Genomic DNA, 17,835 nt, shown 5'->3' on the forward strand with positions numbered 1-17,835 from the left:
CTGCCGCGATCAGACAGATGCAGTGTCGAACCTTAACGATCGATTTTATCGATTGCTTTAAGCATTTATTTGCGCTTTTTAATCGAATTAGTCGGCGTAGTATCAACTGCAACCCAACACAAACAACGCTTACGAAACTGGAGCAACGACCATGAAAACCCAACTGATCCTCGCCCTGACCCTCTCCGTCCTGGCTGCCAACACCTTCGCTGCCGATGGATACGACCGCACCGGCTCGGCTGCTTACACCACTGAAGCGGCTGTCGCTTCCGACGGTTCTGACCATACCGGCGCCGCCCGCCTCGCTGCCGATGGTGCTGATCACGTCGGTGCAGGCAAACTCGCCTCCGACGGCTCTGACCACACCGGCGCCGCCCGCCTCGCCGCCGATGGCGCTGATCACGTCGGTGCCGCTCGCCTGAGCTGATCCGCCGGCGTGACTTCACAGCCCGACTTCGGTCGGGCTTAGTTGTGTCTGGAGCCTGAGAAAACCCCACCGAAACACAAGATGTAGTGAAAAATGCCTTTTTTGGTTATTTCTTGAACAAAAATTATCCGCGGCAAAAAATTAAGAAAAAAAATCTTCCCCCACCAACCTCGTGCAAAGCCCTGTAAACCCTCACTCCGATCGAAAAACCGTCCTCGTCAACCGTTTTGTGAGCCATTTCGCCGCACCACAGCCGGCAAAACTTCCCTATAATGCGGCCTTAAACGGGCCTGCAATATCCCCTTACAGGGATGAATAGCCAGTCTGAAGCCCCGCACAAGCGATCAACGCTTGCTGCGCCCATCAGAGGCTCTCGGAACCCCGTACAAAATTCTGTTTGATGCCTGCGTATAGCTGCCGCAAAAAACGATTCCTTTAGATCCAACGCGGCCAGTACGGCCGTGTGAAAAACCAACCATCCATTTTCACACGGGCACACTGGCCCTCACGCAGGAGACGACACGTCATGCTGAGCTGGGACGAATTCGACAAAGAAGACACGGAAGTAGCAATCAAGGGCACTAACGCTGGCCACGCCACCGAAGCCAACATGGACCGTCTCGACAGCGCCGGCGGTGCCGCCGCCCTGGAAGCCCGCGCCGTAACCGCGTCTGACTCCGCCGCCGTTGCCCGCGCCAAAGCTGCACTGGATTCCCTCGACGTCGCCGAAGGTCTGGCCGAACTCGAAGGCGCCTCCGCCCGTGTCGCCGTTGACGAAAAGCGCATGATCAACTGCCGCGCCGACCTCAACCAACTCGTGCCCTTCAAGTACGACTGGGCCTGGCAGAAGTACCTGGACGGTTGCGCAAACCACTGGATGCCGCAAGAAGTCAACATGACCGCCGACATCGCCCTCTGGAAAAACCCGGAAGGCCTGACCGACGACGAGCGCCGCATCGTGATGCGCAACCTCGGCTTCTTCTCCACCGCCGACTCCCTGGTTGCCAACAACCTGGTCCTGGCCGTGTACCGCCTGATCACCAACCCGGAATGCCGCCAGTACATCCTGCGCCAGGCCTTCGAAGAGGCGATCCACACCCACGCCTACCAGTACTGCATCGAATCGTTGGCCATGGATGAAGGCGAAATCTTCAACATGTACCACGAGATCCCATCGGTCGCGAAAAAAGCCACCTGGGGCCTGAAATACACCCGCTCGATCTCCGATCCGAAGTTCGAAACCGGCACCGTCGAAACCGACAAAGAACTGCTGCGCAACCTGATCGCCTACTACTGCGTTCTGGAAGGCATCTTCTTCTACTGCGGCTTCACCCAGATCCTCTCCATGGGCCGCCGCAACAAAATGACCGGCGTCGCCGAGCAGTTCCAATACATCCTGCGCGACGAATCCATGCACCTGAACTTCGGCATCGACGTGATCAACCAGATCAAAATCGAAAACCCACACCTGTGGGATGCCGAAATGAAGGAAGAAGCTTCGCAGATGATCCTGCAGGGCACTCAACTGGAAATCGAATACGCCCGCGACACCATGCCTCGCGGCGTGCTGGGCATGAACGCGGCGATGATGGAGGACTACCTCAAGTTCATCGCTAACCGGCGTTTGTCGCAGATTGGTCTTAAAGAAGAGTATCCTGGGACGACTAACCCGTTCCCTTGGATGAGTGAGATCATGGACTTGAAGAAAGAGAAGAATTTCTTTGAGACGCGAGTGATTGAGTATCAGACTGGTGGTGCGCTTAGCTGGGATTGATTCCCGAGCATGCCGAGATTTGACGACTTGAGTCGACGAATCGAAAACCGAAAAGCCCCGATCTGATCGGGGCTTTTTTGTGGAGTAGGAAAGCTCTTACTCGCCATTTCAGTAGTAACTAAATCTCCTACATGTATTTCAGCACGTTCTGTATTGAGAGCCATTCCAAACGGCCCTAAGCTCTACTGCAGGTGCCTAAGAAACGCCCAACGTAGAAAGCTAGCCAATTACTCAGTGAACGAGCCCCATGAAAGACAGGACACCGTTTGCAGCATCACTTACATCCGCGACCCTGAAGTCAGAGCCTGGATTCGACAGAATGCCAAAGGCATCTGTGAAGGCTGTGATCAGCCCGCACCGTTTGAAAAGGACGGCTCGCCGTTTCTTGAGGTTCACCACGTTAAGCATTTGGCGCATAAAGGTTCTGATCGGACGAGCAATGCCGTTGCGCTGTGCCCGAACTGTCATCGTCGCTGTCATCATTCGGGTGATAAAGATGCGTTCACCGTGTTTTTGTATGAGAAGGTGAAACGGCTGGAACGTGAGAAATAGCAGTCTGTTGCTAGGCGTAACTCCGTTCGTTGAGATCGTTGGAGCCAAGGCTGGCGCCATCGCTAGCAGGCTCGCTCCTACAGGGGGTAGCGGTGGGTTTGAAAAACCTCAGTGCCCTCACAACTTTGCCGAAACCACCCGAACCCCATACTGCGGAATAATCCCGTCCGCTGTGACCAGCTCCAGCCCTTCCGCCTGGGCTTGGGCAATCAACATCCGATCAAACGGGTCGCGATGAATCTCTGGTAACTTGCCCGCCTGCTGTCCATGAAACAGCGAAATCGGCAGTTTGGTAAAACCTTCGTCCTCAACGAGCACTTCAAGATCCGCTGGAGCCTCCAGCATTCCTTTAGCCTGTTTGATCGATATCTCCCAGATCGAAGCGGCGCTTACCAGTACCTGATTACGCGGCTCACTCATAATCTGTCGAGCTTCTGCACCCAGTGCTGGGTCATCGGACAACCACCAAAGAAACGCATGGGTATCCAACAGCAAGCGCCTCATAGGCTGCCCTCGAATCCATCAATGATGTCCTCAGGGGTTTTGTCGAAATCAGCTGACATCCGGATTTTCCCTTTCAAACGCCCAGGCTTGCGCGCCCGAGGCGTTTCGACATGAGGAAGAAGATCCAGATAAGGTTTACCTGCCTTGGCAATTACCACTTTGTCACCACGCCATACACGTTCGGCGAGTTGCGAAAGCTGGGACTTGGCCTCGTGCATATTTACCTGCACCACTTCATTCATAGGACACCTCCAAAAGATTAGCTAAGCTAGCCTAAGCTGGCGATTTTCGATAGGCAAGGTAACGAGATGACCGTCTGTCAAAAATGGCCTTTCAAAAGTGGTACAAGTGATTTCGTAGGTCTCCAGACAACCATCCCTCAACGCCCCTCCTCCCCCTCCTCATAACCCACCCCATAATTCGCCACATAACTATCCACCGCCGTCCCAATCGTAGGAAAAAACGCCGTCTCCCCCAACCGTGCAAACAACCCGAACCGCTTCAGCTTGTCCTTCACCGGGTCTTTCATTTCGGCAATACACAACTCAATACCCGCCGCATGCAACGTGTCGTCCAGCTCAGCCAGCATGTCGGCGGAGGTGACGTCGACGCTGGTGACCGGTTCGGCGGCGACTACCAGCCAGCGTACGGGTGTGGGGGATGCGGCGACGGCGTCCAGGACTCGGTCGTTGAATTGTTCGGCGTTGGCGAAAAACAGTGGGGCGTCCCAGCGGAACAGGACCAGGCCGGGGATTCGGCGGGCGTCGGGGTAGCGTTTGATGTCGTGGTAGCCCTTTACGCCATCGGCGCGGCCCAGTACGGCGGAGTACGGGCGCCAGGCGTCCCAGAGGAATTCGATGATCGCGATCACGATGGCCAGGCCGATGCCTTCGATGGCGCCGAACACGGCCACGCCGACGGTGCAGACGATCGACAGCCAGCATTCCCAGCGCTGAATGCGGTAGATCCGGCGCAGGTCGCTGATCTCGATCAGGCCGATGGCCGAGGCGATCACCACGGCGGCCAGTGCGCTGGACGGTAGATGTTGCAGCAGGTCCGGGGCGACCACCAACAGCAAGGCAACCGCCAGTGCGCCGACCACGCCGGTCAGTTGGGTTTTGGCGCCAGCGGCTTCGGCCACGGGGGTTCGGGACGAGCTGCTGCTGATGGGGAAGCCCTGGAACAAACCGGCGGCGAGGTTCGCGACGCCGAGGCCCACCATTTCCTGATTCGGGTTGACGTAGGTGCGGGTCCGCGCCGCATAAACGCGGGAGAGCACGCTGGTGTCGGCGAACGAGACGAGGGCGACGGCGCAACCGCCGATCAACACCGGGACGATGTCGGCGCGGGTGATCCAGGGGATGGCGAACCCGGGCAAGCCTTGCGGAAGTGAGCCGAGAACCGACACACCGGCGCGCGTCGCCAGGTCGAGGACGCCCACGGCGATGGTGGCGCCAACGACGGCGATCAGGATGCCCGGTAGTCGCGGCCAGCGTTTGAGTAGCAGGATGACCGCGAGGGTGAGCGCGCCCACAATAAAGGTGGTCCAGTTGGTTTTTCCGTCCATCACCGCTGTCACGATGGCCCAGATGTTTCTCAATGGGCCGTCGGACTCAATCGAGAAACCGAACATTTTCGGCATTTGGCTGATCAATACGGTCAGCGCGATGCCGTTCATGTAGCCATAGCGGATCGGTTTGGAGAGCAGCTCGGTGATGAATCCCAGACGCGCCAGACCGGCCAGGATGCACACCGCTCCCGAGACCAGCGCCATCATGCCCGCCAAGGCAACGGCGCGCTGCGGGTCGCCCCCGGAGAGTGGAATGATGACCGCCAGGATGACCGCAACGAGGGAGGAATCCGGCCCCATCACCAGAATGCGGCTGGGGCCGAACAAGGCGTAGGCCAGCAGCGGAACGATGGTCGCGTACAGGCCATAAATGCCGGGCACGCCCGAGGCTACCGCATAGGCGATGCCGACGGGCACCAGCATCGTGGTCAGCACCAGACCGGCCACGATGTCGTAACGCAACCAACTCAATTGGTATTCGCGCAGCATGATCAGCCCCGGCAGCCAACGGCGCCAACCGGTCTGTTCATCCCTGCGGGCTATCCGGCCCGGTTCCGGGAGTGGAGGCGAATCATCTGTCTGGCTCATGGTTTCGCCCTTAATAATCAGTGTGTGATGCCGCAACCGTGCACAGCGGCGGCGAAATGACCTGAGTGTAGCTATTGCCCGGAGCGCGCCATATATCTGATCACTTAAAGGACAAAGAACCCCACCATGAAACTCGACCTCGCCTACTGCCTCAGCCTCAACGACAAGCTGTCGATCTATGACGTACGTGATCTGAATTTTGACGAAACGGTGGCGTTCGACTCGGCCAAGGAACACTTCCAGTGCCCCAATGATACCTGTCGCTCAGCCTTCGATGCGGCGAATACGTTGGGGACGTTCAACGCCAAGAATGTGAATTACGTGCGCACGCCACACTTCAAGAACCTGCCGAGTACGCGGCATGTCGAGGGCTGTCCTTATGTCAGCCTGAAGGCGCCGGCGTCGGGTGTGGAGGCGGAAACGGATGACAGTCGCGAGGAACATTTCCCGTCGGAATTGTTACTGACTCGGCGTGAATATGTACGTAAGCCGTCCAGTCCGGTGGAAGGTGCAGAAGCTCAACGGGATAAGCCAGTGGTTCCTTCGGCGATCAGCAACGCCGATCAGCCAAGCCGCGACTCAGCCCCCGACAAGACCAGCGTCTTCGCCCACCCGGTGGAATGCTTCGTGTCGAATTTCGAAGACAAGGAACTGCTCAAGCGCATGCCGCTGAAGATTGGTGAGCACACAGCGCCCTATGCCTCGTTCTTCAAGAAAATCGAGTATCTGCAAGACAACAAGGGCCTGATTTACTGGGGCAAGATCAAGCAGATCAAGGACTACACCCAAAGCTTTCGCATCGATTTCGAGAAGAAGGTCTGGTTCGAGAAGAAGCCCTATTCGGTCAATGTTTACCTGAGCAAGAAGCTGATCGACACCTACCGCAAGCGCAAGGCGTTCCTCGAGGAGATCAAGCACGCGATCGAGAGCGGGCAGGCGTTGTATTGCTTTTTCTATGGGGTAACACCGGAGTTGAAGCAGGTGCCGAGCAAGAAAAACCCCGAGCAGACGTTCGGGGTGTTCAGCGCCAATATCGAGAATCTGGATCACTTTATCGTGCGGGAGGCGCAGGGGTTGGCGGACAAATAAGCGCCGTGCCGTTTGTCTGGCTGAAAAGACAAATCAAAAATTGCATTTGATTCGGGCTCAAAACAACTGTACAAAAACACAGTATATTTTGAATCAACACTCTCGAGCCCGGAGAACACCATGGCCTCTCAAGCGATGAAAATCACCCTGGAACGTATCGCCCTCTTCCAATTCACCCCGGCCCACTGCGCCCAGGCCCGAGCGATGCTGGGCTGGAGCGTGGAAACGTTGTCGCGGGAGTCCGGGGTTTCGGCGGATGCGATTGAGCGTTTCGAGGCGCGTCAGGACGTGCTGGATGTCACGCGGTTGACGCTGGCCTATCGGTTTGAATCGGAGGGGTTGGTGTTCTTCCCGGGGTTTGCACCGGGGCGCGGGATGAATGTGAGAGGGTCTACGCCGAACCCGGTTGGGCGGGCGGATTTTGCGATGGTGGAATGAGCGCGTTGCGCGGGCCGCTAAACAGCAAGCGGCCCGATGCAGTACCTCACGTGTTCTGCACCACCACCCGTTCACTCTCCTCTTCCATCGCTAACCACCAAGCCTCACCACGCTTTGGATGCATCAGGTTGAACGCCTCGCCCATCTGCGGTGTGGTGATTGATACGTTGCGTTCCCAGGCCAAAGCCAGGATGCGGTCGAAGGGTTCGTACCAGGCGTGGGTCGACAGGTCGAACGTGCCGTTGTGGATCGGAAACAGCCAGCGGCCCTTGAGGTCGAGGTGGGCTTGCAGGGTTTGTTCGGGTTGCATGTGCACGTGCGGCCAGTCGACGTTGTAGGCGCCGGTTTCCATCAGGGTCAGGTCGAACGGGCCGTACTGTTCACCGATGCGTTTGAAGCCATCGAAGTAGCCGCTGTCGCCGCTGAAGAAAATACGCGTGTCGTCGTCGATCATTACCCACGACGCCCAGAGGGTGCTGTTGCCATCGAACAGGCCACGGCCGGAAAAGTGTTGTGACGGCGTGGCGATGAATTGGATGCCATCGATTTCTGTGCCTTGCCACCAATCGAATTGACGGACTTTGCTGGCGTCGATGCCCCATTTGATCAAGGTGTCGCCCACGCCCAGCGGTGTCAGGAAGTGTTGGGTCTTGTCCGCCAGTTTCAACACGGCCGCATGATCCAGGTGATCGTAGTGGTCGTGGGACAGGATCACCGCTTCGATCGGTGGTAAGTCTTCCAGGCTGATGGGCGGCTGGTGGAAACGCTTGGGGCCGGCCCATTGAATCGGTGAGGCGCGCTCAGCGAAGACCGGGTCGGTGATCCAGAACTTGTCGCGCAGCTTGAGCAATACCGTGGAATGGCCGAGTCGGTAGACGCTGTGGTTTGGCGCAGCGATCAGTGCCGCTTGAGTCAGGGGTTGTACCGGCACCGGCGCGCTCGGGCGAGTGTTGCGCGGTTTGTTGAAAATGGCGTTCCACAGGATGCTCATGGTTTTGCCGAAACTCAAACGCCGAATCGGCGTGTGGTTTTGGTATTGCCCTTGAGCCTGTCGGGAGGCTTCTGGTGGGGAGGCGTTTTCCGCCGGGGACGTTGAATTGGCCATGACTGAATGACTCCAGAAAAACCGCACGCAACACGATTTTCCGTTTGGGACGATAAATGGCCAAAGCACGCACGCATCAGCCGAACACTCTATTTTTGCTGGGCTGGATTAACAAAACATTACACTGCCCAGTGTAGTTTCAAGGTTGCATCAAAGCCGATGCCAAGTAAACTTCCGAGTGTAATTTTCATGTTCCTCCTGCCGAAGCGTATTTATGACAGCTCCACAGCGCCTCACTGACCGAAAACGCGAAGCCATCATTCAGGCGGCGATTGCCGAGTTCCGCGACAACGGTTTCGAAACCACCAGCATGGACAAGATTGCTGCCACGGCCGGCGTGTCGAAGCGCACGGTGTACAACCACTTCCCCAGCAAGGAAGAGTTGTTTGCCGAAATCCTCAATCAGTTATGGATACGGGTGACAGCAAAACAGGAGACGTCCTACCGCCCGGACGTGCCACTGCGCGACCAGTTACGCCAACGGCTGATGGAAAAGCTGCAGATGTTGAGCGACGACAACTTTCTCGATCTGGCACGGGTAGCGATTGCGGCGACGATCCATTCCCCTGAACGTGCCCAGAACATGGTGGCGCGCATGGGCGAGCGGGAAGAAGGCCTGACCGTATGGATTCGCGCCGCCCAAGCCGATGGGCGCTTGAAAGCGATTGCCCCCGAATTTGCTGCGCAGCAAGTTCAGGGGCTGCTCAAATCCTTTGCATTCTGGCCACAGATTTCCATGGGAATGCCCAGCTTGTCGGCTGAGATGCAAAGCACGGTGGTGGAGTCGGCGCTGGATATGTTTCTGGCCTGTTACCAGCAGTGATAAATGACAAGTTCGCAGCTGAATAAAGCGGCCGTGACTCTCAAGTTTACCGTTGCAATGTATTTCAGAGCGGGCCGCCATCGCTAGCAGGCTAGCTTCCACAGGGGATATATGAGCGCCACAGATCCAGTGTGGGAGCTAGCCTGCTAGCGATGAGGCCCGTCCAATTACCACAAAACCTCAGCCCCGCACCAAACTCCGCACCGCTGAAATCTCCGGCACATCCCGACGATTCATGTACACGCGTAAAGGTTCGGTGATGTTGATCCGGTCATCGATGTTCTGGTCCAGCAGCAGTTGAATCAAATCGCGTTTGAGGGTCATCGACTGCGACGGGCCGGCAGCCCAGACAAATTCGCTGGTGGGGATGATGCCGTCATCCGCCACGTCCATGCCGAACGAATCTTCGCTGAAGCGCACGATGTAATGGCCGGTCTTGCGGTTGAGGCCGACGAAACCTTTGAGTTCGTCGGCAGCCTGGCAGATGAGCTGGGAAGTGATGCGCATGGTAAACCTCACAGGGGTGATCGTTGGTTTACACGCAGAGCAGGCATGGCGATGTCCCTCTGCCGGGGACGTTGCGCACAAGCGTACTGCAAACAAGCGCACAAAAGCGCTGACGAAAATCAGCTTTAAGCACGTTTATGTCAGTCTCGCGATAGCGCCCGCAACACTCAGTTGTTAAAAGGGACGTCTTTGAAAATCATCGCGAAAGGATCTCGACCATGTCTGCAACCTTCACTAAAAGCGCCCTGTTCCTGGGTTTGCTGCTTGGCCTCAGTCAGGCTCAGGCGGCCAGCGAGCCAAGTCCTACGGCTCTGGCCTCTGGTTTGGGCATCCCGCACCCGGCGGTGATCGCCCACCGTGGCGCGTCTTTCGATGCACCGGAATCCACCGCCGCCGCATACAAACTCGCACGCGACCTGGGTGCCGATTACCTGGAACTGGACCTGCAACGCAGCAAGGACGGCGTGCTGTTCGCCCTGCACGATAACAACCTGCAACGTACCACTGACGTCGCCAGCAAATTCCCCGAGCGCAAGGACAGCCCGGCCAACGCGTTTACCATGGCCGAGCTGAAAACCCTCGATGCTGGCAGTTGGTTCAACACCGCGTACCCGGATCGCGCTCGCCCGTCCTACGCCGGCCTGAAAATTCTGACCCTCGATGAAATTATCGACATCGCCCAAGGCAACTCGCAGCACAAGCCCGGCCTGTACATCGAAACCAAGGAGCCTAAGCAATTTCCTGGCATCGAACATGATCTGAAACAGAAACTGCAAACCCGTGGCTGGCTCAGCCCGGCAGGTTCGAAGCTGGCGAAAAGCGAGCTTGCAGTCGGTCAAGGCAAAGGCAAGGTGATCCTGCAAACCTTCGAGAAAAACAGCCTCGAACTGCTGCAAAAGGAAATGCCGCAAGTGCCGAAAATCCTGTTGTTGTGGGTCGGCGAAGGCAGCATCGAACCGCAATCGACGGTCTCGTTTGCCCAGTCCGGCGAGAAAGACAAAGCCGCCTACTACGCCAAACAGCAACCCAAGGACAAAGCCGAGTTCCAGCGCTGGGTCGATTACGCCAAGACCCAGGGCGCCATCGGCACCGGCCCGTCCGCTGCGCTCACCCAAGGTGGCGATCAGAGTTACTCGGACCTGGTGCAACCGTGGATGAACCAGTACACCCAAGATCAGGGCCTGCTGGTGCACGTCTACACCATCGACGAGGTGGTTGATTATCAGAAAGTCATGGACGCCGGTGTCGACGGCATCTTCACCAACCGCGCCAGCGAACTGCTGAAGTTCTACAAACGCTCGGCCCCCGCCAGCGTGGCGCAAGTCCTGCAGAACAACGGTTTCTAAACGCAGACGTAAAACCTGTGGGAGCGTGGCTTGCCCGCGATAGCGCAATGTCAGTCAACATTGATGTTGGAGCTGACGGCCTCTTCGCGGGCAGCCACGTTCCCACAGAAGTTGATGCAAGACATGTAGAAGAATTTAAGGGTGGATTAAGTTACACCGGCTAACCTGATTTCACTTAAACAGCTCAACAAGGAAAGACATCATGAAGACTCTGACTGCCCTGTTCACCGCCGCTGCCCTGACCCTCACCACTGGTTTGGCCCAGGCCGATGTTCCTGTCGACCAGATTCCTCAGTTGGTCAAGGACGGCAAGATCAAGCCGCTGGAAGAGCTGAACCAGATCGTCCTGAAGCTGCACCCGGGCGCCACCATTACCGACAGCGACCTGGACAACCACTTCAACGGTTTCGAGTACGAAGTCGAACTCAAAGACGCCAAAGGCGTTGAATGGGACGTTGATCTGAACGCCGCCACCGGCGAAGTTCTGAAGAACAAAAAAGACGACTGATGCACAGCGCTTTGTAGGAGCCTGCTTGCTGGCGATGAACGATGACGCGATCAACTTGAAGACCGCGTTGCCTGGATCGCCAGCAAGCCGGCTCCTACAAGGTCTGGAAGATGTGATTTTGTCACACAACAAAAAGCCGCACGATTTTCGGATCCTGCGGCTTTTTTGCGCCTGCGCGATCGTTCAGCTCATCACGCGCTCAGTCGTGCCGTCACTTCATTCAACTGCCCCGACAAGCCATGCAGATTATGGCTCGCCGCTTCGGTGCGCTGCACGTTGTCCAGGTTGGTGCTGGCGATGCTGCCAGAGCGGTTCTTGAGGAATAACCGACGTCCCTACCGCAACCGTTCGCAGTTATTTTTCAGTCACAAAAACGTCATCCTCGCTTGCGATGATGCCGCTCACGTGAACCTGTAAATCCTGCGACAGGCGTTTCCCTTTGCGAGCTCTCATGAACCACAGCATCGATCAAAGCCATCGCGACCCGGATCTGTTCGGCCTGCTTTACGGGTTCAGTTTTCGCCCCGGCGAACGCGGCCGGGAGATCGATTCGGCCGAGGCGTTGCGATGCCTGCAACATCCGGAAGACGACGAGCAATTTCTGTGGCTGCACCTGAACCTCGCCCATGCCGCGTGCGAGCGCTGGATGAAGAGTCATCTGGAGTTACCCAATGAGTTTTTCGAAGCGCTGCATGAGGGCTCGCGTTCGACGCGCATCGAGCACGTCGACTCGACGCTGCTGGCGGTGGTCAACGACGTGGTGTTCAACCTCAGCAGCATGGTCTCCTCCGACGTCTCGACGTTGTGGGTGTGCGCCCGTCGTCGGCTGATCATCAGCGCCCGCCTGCAACCGCTGCACTCGGTGGACAAATTGCGCTCGTCGGTGAAGGCCGGTGAACGCTTTCGTTCGCCGCTGGAATTGCTGGTGCATCTGCTGCGCGACCAGGGCGAGGTGCTGACCCAGATCGTGCGCAAGACCAGCCTGAGCGTGGATCAGATCGAAGACGAATTGCTGTCCTCGCGACTGTCGAACAACCGCGCAGAGCTAGGCGCCAATCGACGGGTGTTGGTGCGCCTGCAACGCCTGCTGGCGCTGGAGCCGGGCTCGTTGCTGCGCCTGCTCAACCGTCCACCGCAATGGCTGCAAAAAGAGGACGTGAAGGAGTTGCGCAAATCTACCGAGGAGTTTGCGCTGATCATCAACGACCTCACGGCGCTGGGTGAGCGGATCAAGCTGTTGCAGGAAGAAATCGCCGCCAACCTCAACGAACAAAGTAACCGCACACTGTTTACCCTGACAGTGGTGACGGTGCTGGCCTTGCCGATTAACATCATCGCCGGTTTCTTCGGCATGAACGTCGGCGGCGTACCGCTTTCCCAGGATCCGGAAGGCTTTTGGATTCTGGTGGCGCTGGTGGCGACGTTCACCGTGATTGCCGGACGCTGGGCATTTCGCAAGCGACAGGATTACTAAACGCCGGAGTATTCTGTAGGAGCGAGCTTGCTCCCATAGGGCTCCATGTCACACGGCAGATCTAATCACCTCCCCCAACCAAACCATGAACACCCTTACCCGCAGCGGCAAATGCCGTTGCCGGGCATAAAGCAACGACACCCCCAATGACGGTGCGTTGAACTGCGGCAACACCTCCACCAACTCACCGCGGCGCAAATACTTTTGCATGCCCATCCTCGGCGCCTGGATCAAACCGAATCCCCCCAGACACGCTGACTCATAGGCATCGGTGCTGTTGACCGTGACGCTGCCAATCATCGGCACTCGCTGCACCTGGCTTTCGTCCACGTAGACAAAACCTTCCGAGCGCGAGCCCAGCACGCCGACGTAATGCACCAGTCGATGCTGCGCCAGGTCTTCAAGTCGTTGCGGCATGCCATGACGCCGCAAGTATTCCGGGCTGGCGCAATTGATCATGCCCAAGTCACACAGATGCCGCGCCACCACCGATTGATCCGGTTGCGCACCGATCCGCAGCACGCAATCAAACCCTTCGGCGAGCAAGTCGACCCGGCGATCGGTGCTGCTGATTTCCAGCTCAAGCAGCGGATGACGCTCCATGAATTCCGGCAGGCGCGGCATCACCAAACGACGGGCCAGAATATTCGGCAGGTCGATACGAATCCGACCAACCAGCGACGCCTCGTCCTGACGAAACAGGCCCTCGATTTCATCCATGTGCGACAGCAGATCCTTGCTGCGCTCGTACAACACCAGACCATCCTGCGTCGCCTGGACCTTGCGCGTGGTGCGTTGCAGCAGACGGGCACCGAGCAACGCTTCCAGCGCCTGCACATGCTCTGAGACCGTTGACCGAGGCAAGCCAAGACTTTCTCCAGCCAACGTGAAACTCGACATTTCGCTGACCCGGACAAAGGTGCGCAACAGTTCCAGTTTGTTCATGGTTCGCCCTGCAATTGTTCGGATTATCCGACCAGTGATTCCGATTTCACCCTGTTTATCACCCCTCAGCGGATAAATAAACTTCCTCACATCAACCGCCCACTGCAAAAGAGGAAGCCCCATGAACCGTAAAATCGCACTGATCACCGGCGCCAGCCGCGGCCTCGGCAAGAATGCCGCCCTGCACCTGGTCACCCAGGGCATCGACATCATCGGCACCTACAACAGCCGTGCCGATGAAGCACGGGCGCTGGTGGCGGAAGTTGAAAGCCTTGGTGGTCGCGCCGTGATGCTGCAACTGGATGTCGGCCAGAGTGAAAGCTTCGCGGCCTTCAGCAGCGAGGTCGCGCAGGTCTTGCGCAATCATTTCGACCGCAAGCACTTCGATTTCCTGATCAACAACGCCGGGATCGGACTGCATGCGAACTTCGTCGACACCACCGTCGAACAGTTCGATTTGCTGGTGAACATCCAATTCAAGGGACCGTTCTTCCTCACGCAAAATTTGTTGCCATTGATCAATGACGGTGGACGCATCATCAACATTTCCAGCGGCCTCGCCCGTTTCAGCCTGCCGGGTCATAGCGCCTATGCAGCGATGAAGGGTGCGATGGAAGTGCTGACGCGTTACCAGGCCAAGGAACTCGGTGCCCGCAACATCACGGCGAACATCCTGGCACCCGGTGCGATCGAAACGGATTTCGGTGGTGGAGCGGTTCGGGACAACTCCGCGCTGAACACCCTCGTGGCGAACAACACCGCGCTGGGTCGCGCCGGTTTGCCGGATGACATTGGTGCCGCGATTGCGCTGCTGTTGGCGCCGGGAAGCCAGTGGATCAATGGGCAGCGCGTGGAAGCGTCAGGCGGGATGTTTTTGTAAACATGAACACGGCATAAAACCCTGTGGCGAGGGAGCTTGCTCCCGCTGGAGCGCAAAGCGGTCCCTTTTCCCGACTACTTTGCAATCGAACGGGAGCAAGCTCCCTCGCCACAAACATACAACTCAGCAAACTTCGCGAACCACCAACATCCGCTCCCGCACCACGTCATACACCCAGTGATAGATGTAGGTGTACGGCAGGAAGAACAGCAACACGCCGATGTCCAGCAAAAATGCCTGCCACAGGCTGACACTCAGCCACCAGGCAATCAGCGGCACACCCATCGCCACCAAGCCGCCTTCAAATAGCAATGCATGCACAACGCGGGTCCAGGCGTTATGGGCAATGGCAAAGCGTTTGAGCGCACGGTCGAACATCCCGTTGAACACCACGTTCCAGCCCAGTGCCAGGGCGGCAATGAGGACGGTCACCATTCCCATTTCCAGCATGGGTTTGTCCATGATCCACGCCAGCAGCGGCGTACAAATGAGGATGGCCAGCAGTTCAAAGCCGATGGCCTGGAAAATTCGTTCGGTGATGGATTTGTTGGCGCTCATGGCCTGACTCCTTGAACAACTTGATGACTGACTGTGGTTGTCATGATCCGTCATCACACCGATACTTCATAACCAATAACCATCGATCAAGGCGATAGTTCATGGCCTCCCACGAAGTACTGCTGGCGTTTGTCGAAGCCGCGACCCAAGGCTCGTTCTCCGCTGCGGCGCGCAAACTGGGCCGCAGTCAGTCGACCATCAGCGCGGCAGTTGCCAGCCTGGAGATCGATCTGAACCTGACCCTGTTCGACCGCAGCAGCCGCAAGCCCAGCCTGACACCGGCCGGGCACGTCATGTTGCAACGGGCCGAAGAGATTCTTGCGGCCACCAGCCGGCTGGAAATGACCGCCAGCCAACTGTCCCAAGGGGTCGAGCCCAAATTGACCGTGGCACTTTCCGACACCTATCAGTCGGACCGCTTCGAAGACGCGCTCAGTGCTTTCGAGCAGCGTTACCCGGACCTTGAACTCGAATGCCTGATCGCTGAATGCGAGGACCTTGTGGCCCTTGTGCAAAGCGGCCGGGCGCACGTGGCATTCGCCGAAATGCAGGACAGTTATCCACCGGACCTGGTCAGCTCGACGGTAGACGAGCGCACTGAATTTGCCTTGTTCGCGTCTCCCCGGCACCCGCTGGCGACGCAGAAAAACATCAATCAGGACCTGCTGTATCAGCACCGCGAGTTGCGTCTGGCGACCATCGTCAATCCGTATGAAAGTCGGGCGAAGGGCCGCGTCTGGTCGGCGCCAAGTTATCTGATGCTGCTGGAAATGGCCCAGGGCGGGTTCGGCTGGGCGCCATTGCCGCGCTGGCTGGTGGAGCGCTTCGGCCCGGGCACGTTGCAGGAACTGGACGTCCGCGGCTGGCCGAAAACGGTGTCGGTCGGGGCGCTGTGGTCGCGCTTGAACCCGCCAGGCCCGGCGGGGAGCTGGTTGCTCGGCAAAATGCTGGAATAACGCTGCAGCCAATCGCGGGTTATCATGCCCGCCTCCGTCCCGCCGCGATTCCAGACCATGACTTACAGCGTTTCCCCCATCGGCTTCGTGCACTCCTGCTTCAAGGAAAAGTTTGCGATTCCGCGCCAGCCGCAACTGGCACCGGCCGCACGTGGCGTCCTGGAATTGGTGGCGCCTTTTGATCAGGGGGATGCAGTGCAGGGGCTGGAACAGGTCAGCCATGTCTGGCTGTTGTTTCTGTTCCATCAGGCTCTGGAAGAAAAACCACGCTTGAAGGTGCGCCCACCTCGCCTCGGCGGCAACAAATCCATGGGGGTGTTCGCTACGCGCGCGACGCATCGCCCCAATGGCATCGGGCAGTCTGTGGTCAAACTGGACAAGGTCGAAGCCAATCGTCTGTGGATTTCCGGGATCGACCTGTTGGACGGCACTCCCGTGCTCGACATCAAACCCTACGTGCCCTACGCCGACATCATCGATTCGGCCTCCAACAGCATCGCCAGCGCGGCACCGCAGTTGATTACCGTGCATTGGGCAGACTCAGCGCTGCAACAGGCTCACGAACACGCTCAGCGTCTTGGTGAACCATTGGTTGAGCTGATTGAACAATGCCTGGCGCAAGACCCGCGGCCGGCGTACCAGACACCCGCACCGGAAAGAGAATACGGCGCGCAACTCTGGGACGTGGATGTGCGGTGGCATTACCCGACACCGGAGTTGATTAGGGTGCTTGAGGTCATCCCCGCAAACGCATAATCCGCAAAAACGAAAAAGCCCGCGCTGCCTTCTCAGGCTGCGCGGGCTTTCTTGTTGTGTCCTGTAGGAGCGCGATAACGGTCTGATTTCAGCACCGATGTCGACGGAACGAACGCCATCGCTGGCAAGCCAGCGCCTACAGGTGACCTTCGGTCACTTCTCGACGAACGCACGCTCGATCAGGTAATCACCCGGCTCGCGCATCCGCGGCGAGACTTTCAGACCGAAGCTGTTCAGTACTTCGCTGGTCTCGTCGAGCATGCTCGGGCTGCCGCACAACATGGCGCGGTCGTCCTGCGGGTTGATCGGCGGCAGGCCGATGTCGCTGAACAGCTTGCCACTGCGCATCAGGTCGGTCAGGCGACCTTCGTTCTCGAACGGCTCACGGGTAACGGTCGGGTAGTAGATCAACTTGTCACGCAGCGCATCACCGAAGAACTCGTTCTGCGGCAGGTGCTCGGTGATGAACTCGCGGTAGGCGACTTCGTTGACGTAACGCACGCCGTGGCACAGGATCACTTTTTCGAAACGCTCGTAGGTTTCCGGATCCTGGATGACGCTCATGAACGGCGCCAGACCGGTACCGGTGCTGAGCAGGTACAAGTGTTTGCCAGGCTTCAAGTCATCCAGCACCAGCGTGCCGGTAGGCTTCTTGCTGATGATGATCTCGTCGCCTTCCTTCAGGTGCTGCAACTGGGAAGTCAGCGGACCATCCGGCACCTTAATGCTGAAGAACTCGAGATGCTCTTCCCAGTTCGGGCTGGCAATCGAGTAAGCGCGCATAAGCGGGCGGCCGTTGGGCTGTTGCAGGCCGATCATCACGAACTGACCGTTCTCGAAGCGCAGGCCCGGATCGCGGGTGCACTTGAAGCTGAACAGAGTGTCGTTCCAGTGATGAACACTGAGGACACGCTCGTGGTTCATGTTGCTCATGTACGTGGGACTCCTGGAGATTAGGTCTGCGCTAGCTCATTCGGACGAGCGCTGCGGCGCGCAATTGCATCGCATTCTAATAGCGACGACAATATCTGTTAA

At 57.8% G+C, this 17,835-nt stretch carries 19 protein-coding genes and 1 pseudogene; 12 read left to right on the forward strand and 8 right to left on the reverse strand.

The genetic code is table 11. The features are described from left to right. Positions 1–151: 151 nt before the first annotated feature. The 3 genes and pseudogenes from QYH43_RS20745 to QYH43_RS20755 form a co-directional block, all read left to right on the forward strand. Entirely contained in the window at positions 152–427 is a 276-nt protein-coding gene (locus QYH43_RS20745; RefSeq protein WP_056725862.1) for a hypothetical protein, read from the forward strand. 526 nt (positions 428–953) lie between these two features. Next, positions 954–2,201: a ribonucleotide-diphosphate reductase subunit beta gene (locus QYH43_RS20750; RefSeq protein WP_095152042.1), complete on the forward strand. Its 1,248-nt coding sequence runs from the start codon at positions 954–956 to the stop codon at positions 2,199–2,201. 279 nt (positions 2,202–2,480) lie between these two features. Then, positions 2,481–2,753, forward strand: a pseudogene (locus QYH43_RS20755) (HNH endonuclease); the annotation flags it as partial. A gap of 117 nt (positions 2,754–2,870) precedes the next feature. Here the strand turns inward: QYH43_RS20755 and QYH43_RS20760 are convergent. The 3 genes from QYH43_RS20760 to QYH43_RS20770 form a co-directional block, all read right to left on the reverse strand. Continuing rightward, on the reverse strand, positions 2,871–3,242 hold the full coding sequence (locus QYH43_RS20760; RefSeq protein ID WP_256580349.1) for a type II toxin-antitoxin system VapC family toxin: 372 nt from the start codon (positions 3,240–3,242) through the stop codon (positions 2,871–2,873). An 11-nt stretch (positions 3,243–3,253) separates the two neighbouring features. Further along, positions 3,254–3,499, reverse strand: a complete 246-nt coding sequence (locus tag QYH43_RS20765) for a type II toxin-antitoxin system Phd/YefM family antitoxin (protein ID WP_095058868.1) — start codon at positions 3,497–3,499, stop codon at positions 3,254–3,256. A gap of 137 nt (positions 3,500–3,636) precedes the next feature. Next, positions 3,637–5,415 (reverse strand): SulP family inorganic anion transporter, encoded by a 1,779-nt coding sequence (locus QYH43_RS20770; RefSeq protein WP_095152040.1) that lies wholly within the window; start codon positions 5,413–5,415, stop codon positions 3,637–3,639. Positions 5,416–5,541: 126 nt separating this feature from the next. Here QYH43_RS20770 and QYH43_RS20775 point away from each other — a divergent pair, with 126 nt between their 5' ends. Further along, positions 5,542–6,504 (forward strand): hypothetical protein, encoded by a 963-nt coding sequence (locus QYH43_RS20775; RefSeq protein ID WP_301157985.1) that lies wholly within the window; start codon positions 5,542–5,544, stop codon positions 6,502–6,504. Between the two features lie 120 nt (positions 6,505–6,624). Continuing rightward, positions 6,625–6,942 (forward strand): hypothetical protein, encoded by a 318-nt coding sequence (locus tag QYH43_RS20780; protein WP_095152038.1) that lies wholly within the window; start codon positions 6,625–6,627, stop codon positions 6,940–6,942. A gap of 46 nt (positions 6,943–6,988) precedes the next feature. On the opposite strand, the gene QYH43_RS20785 is transcribed toward QYH43_RS20780, so the two are convergent. Next, positions 6,989–8,047 carry an MBL fold metallo-hydrolase gene (locus QYH43_RS20785; RefSeq protein ID WP_095152037.1) on the reverse strand — a complete coding sequence of 353 codons (1,059 nt, stop codon included), beginning with the start codon at positions 8,045–8,047 and terminating at the stop codon, positions 6,989–6,991. Between the two features lie 214 nt (positions 8,048–8,261). Here QYH43_RS20785 and QYH43_RS20790 point away from each other — a divergent pair, with 214 nt between their 5' ends. After that, positions 8,262–8,870 (forward strand): TetR/AcrR family transcriptional regulator, encoded by a 609-nt coding sequence (locus QYH43_RS20790; protein WP_095152036.1) that lies wholly within the window; start codon positions 8,262–8,264, stop codon positions 8,868–8,870. 180 nt (positions 8,871–9,050) lie between these two features. On the opposite strand, the gene QYH43_RS20795 is transcribed toward QYH43_RS20790, so the two are convergent. Beyond that, on the reverse strand, positions 9,051–9,377 hold the full coding sequence (locus tag QYH43_RS20795; RefSeq protein ID WP_095058876.1) for a DUF2025 family protein: 327 nt from the start codon (positions 9,375–9,377) through the stop codon (positions 9,051–9,053). Positions 9,378–9,595: 218 nt separating this feature from the next. On the opposite strand from QYH43_RS20795, the gene QYH43_RS20800 reads away from it, so the two are divergent. The 3 genes from QYH43_RS20800 to QYH43_RS20810 all read left to right on the forward strand — a co-directional run bounded on the left by QYH43_RS20800 (position 9,596) and on the right by QYH43_RS20810 (position 12,705). Beyond that, entirely contained in the window at positions 9,596–10,723 is a 1,128-nt protein-coding gene (locus tag QYH43_RS20800; RefSeq protein ID WP_301157986.1) for a glycerophosphodiester phosphodiesterase, read from the forward strand. Positions 10,724–10,925: 202 nt separating this feature from the next. Further along, on the forward strand, positions 10,926–11,231 hold the full coding sequence (locus QYH43_RS20805; RefSeq protein ID WP_095152034.1) for a PepSY domain-containing protein: 306 nt from the start codon (positions 10,926–10,928) through the stop codon (positions 11,229–11,231). Between the two features lie 451 nt (positions 11,232–11,682). Further along, positions 11,683–12,705: a transporter gene (locus tag QYH43_RS20810; protein ID WP_095058879.1), complete on the forward strand. Its 1,023-nt coding sequence runs from the start codon at positions 11,683–11,685 to the stop codon at positions 12,703–12,705. 48 nt (positions 12,706–12,753) lie between these two features. Here QYH43_RS20810 and QYH43_RS20815 read toward each other — a convergent pair whose 3' ends face one another. Then, positions 12,754–13,650: a LysR family transcriptional regulator gene (locus QYH43_RS20815; protein ID WP_095152033.1), complete on the reverse strand. Its 897-nt coding sequence runs from the start codon at positions 13,648–13,650 to the stop codon at positions 12,754–12,756. A 121-nt stretch (positions 13,651–13,771) separates the two neighbouring features. Here QYH43_RS20815 and QYH43_RS20820 point away from each other — a divergent pair, with 121 nt between their 5' ends. Beyond that, entirely contained in the window at positions 13,772–14,530 is a 759-nt protein-coding gene (locus QYH43_RS20820) for an SDR family NAD(P)-dependent oxidoreductase (protein ID WP_095152032.1), read from the forward strand. 123 nt (positions 14,531–14,653) lie between these two features. On the opposite strand, the gene QYH43_RS20825 is transcribed toward QYH43_RS20820, so the two are convergent. After that, positions 14,654–15,088, reverse strand: a complete 435-nt coding sequence (locus tag QYH43_RS20825; RefSeq protein ID WP_095058882.1) for a multidrug/biocide efflux PACE transporter — start codon at positions 15,086–15,088, stop codon at positions 14,654–14,656. 101 nt (positions 15,089–15,189) lie between these two features. Here QYH43_RS20825 and QYH43_RS20830 point away from each other — a divergent pair, with 101 nt between their 5' ends. After that, positions 15,190–16,044, forward strand: a complete 855-nt coding sequence (locus QYH43_RS20830; RefSeq protein ID WP_095152031.1) for a LysR family transcriptional regulator — start codon at positions 15,190–15,192, stop codon at positions 16,042–16,044. 57 nt (positions 16,045–16,101) lie between these two features. Then, positions 16,102–16,800, forward strand: a complete 699-nt coding sequence (tsaA, locus tag QYH43_RS20835; protein ID WP_095152066.1) for a tRNA (N6-threonylcarbamoyladenosine(37)-N6)-methyltransferase TrmO — start codon at positions 16,102–16,104, stop codon at positions 16,798–16,800. 153 nt (positions 16,801–16,953) lie between these two features. Here the strand turns inward: tsaA and fpr are convergent, their stop codons facing one another. Next, the gene (gene fpr / locus QYH43_RS20840) at positions 16,954–17,733 is read right to left on the reverse strand and encodes a ferredoxin-NADP reductase (RefSeq protein ID WP_008054100.1); all 780 of its coding nucleotides are present in this window, start codon (positions 17,731–17,733) and stop codon (positions 16,954–16,956) included. Positions 17,734–17,835: the final 102 nt, after the last annotated feature.

It is taken from the genome of Pseudomonas sp. C32 (assembly GCF_030417915.1).
Lineage (GTDB): Bacteria > Pseudomonadota > Gammaproteobacteria > Pseudomonadales > Pseudomonadaceae > Aquipseudomonas.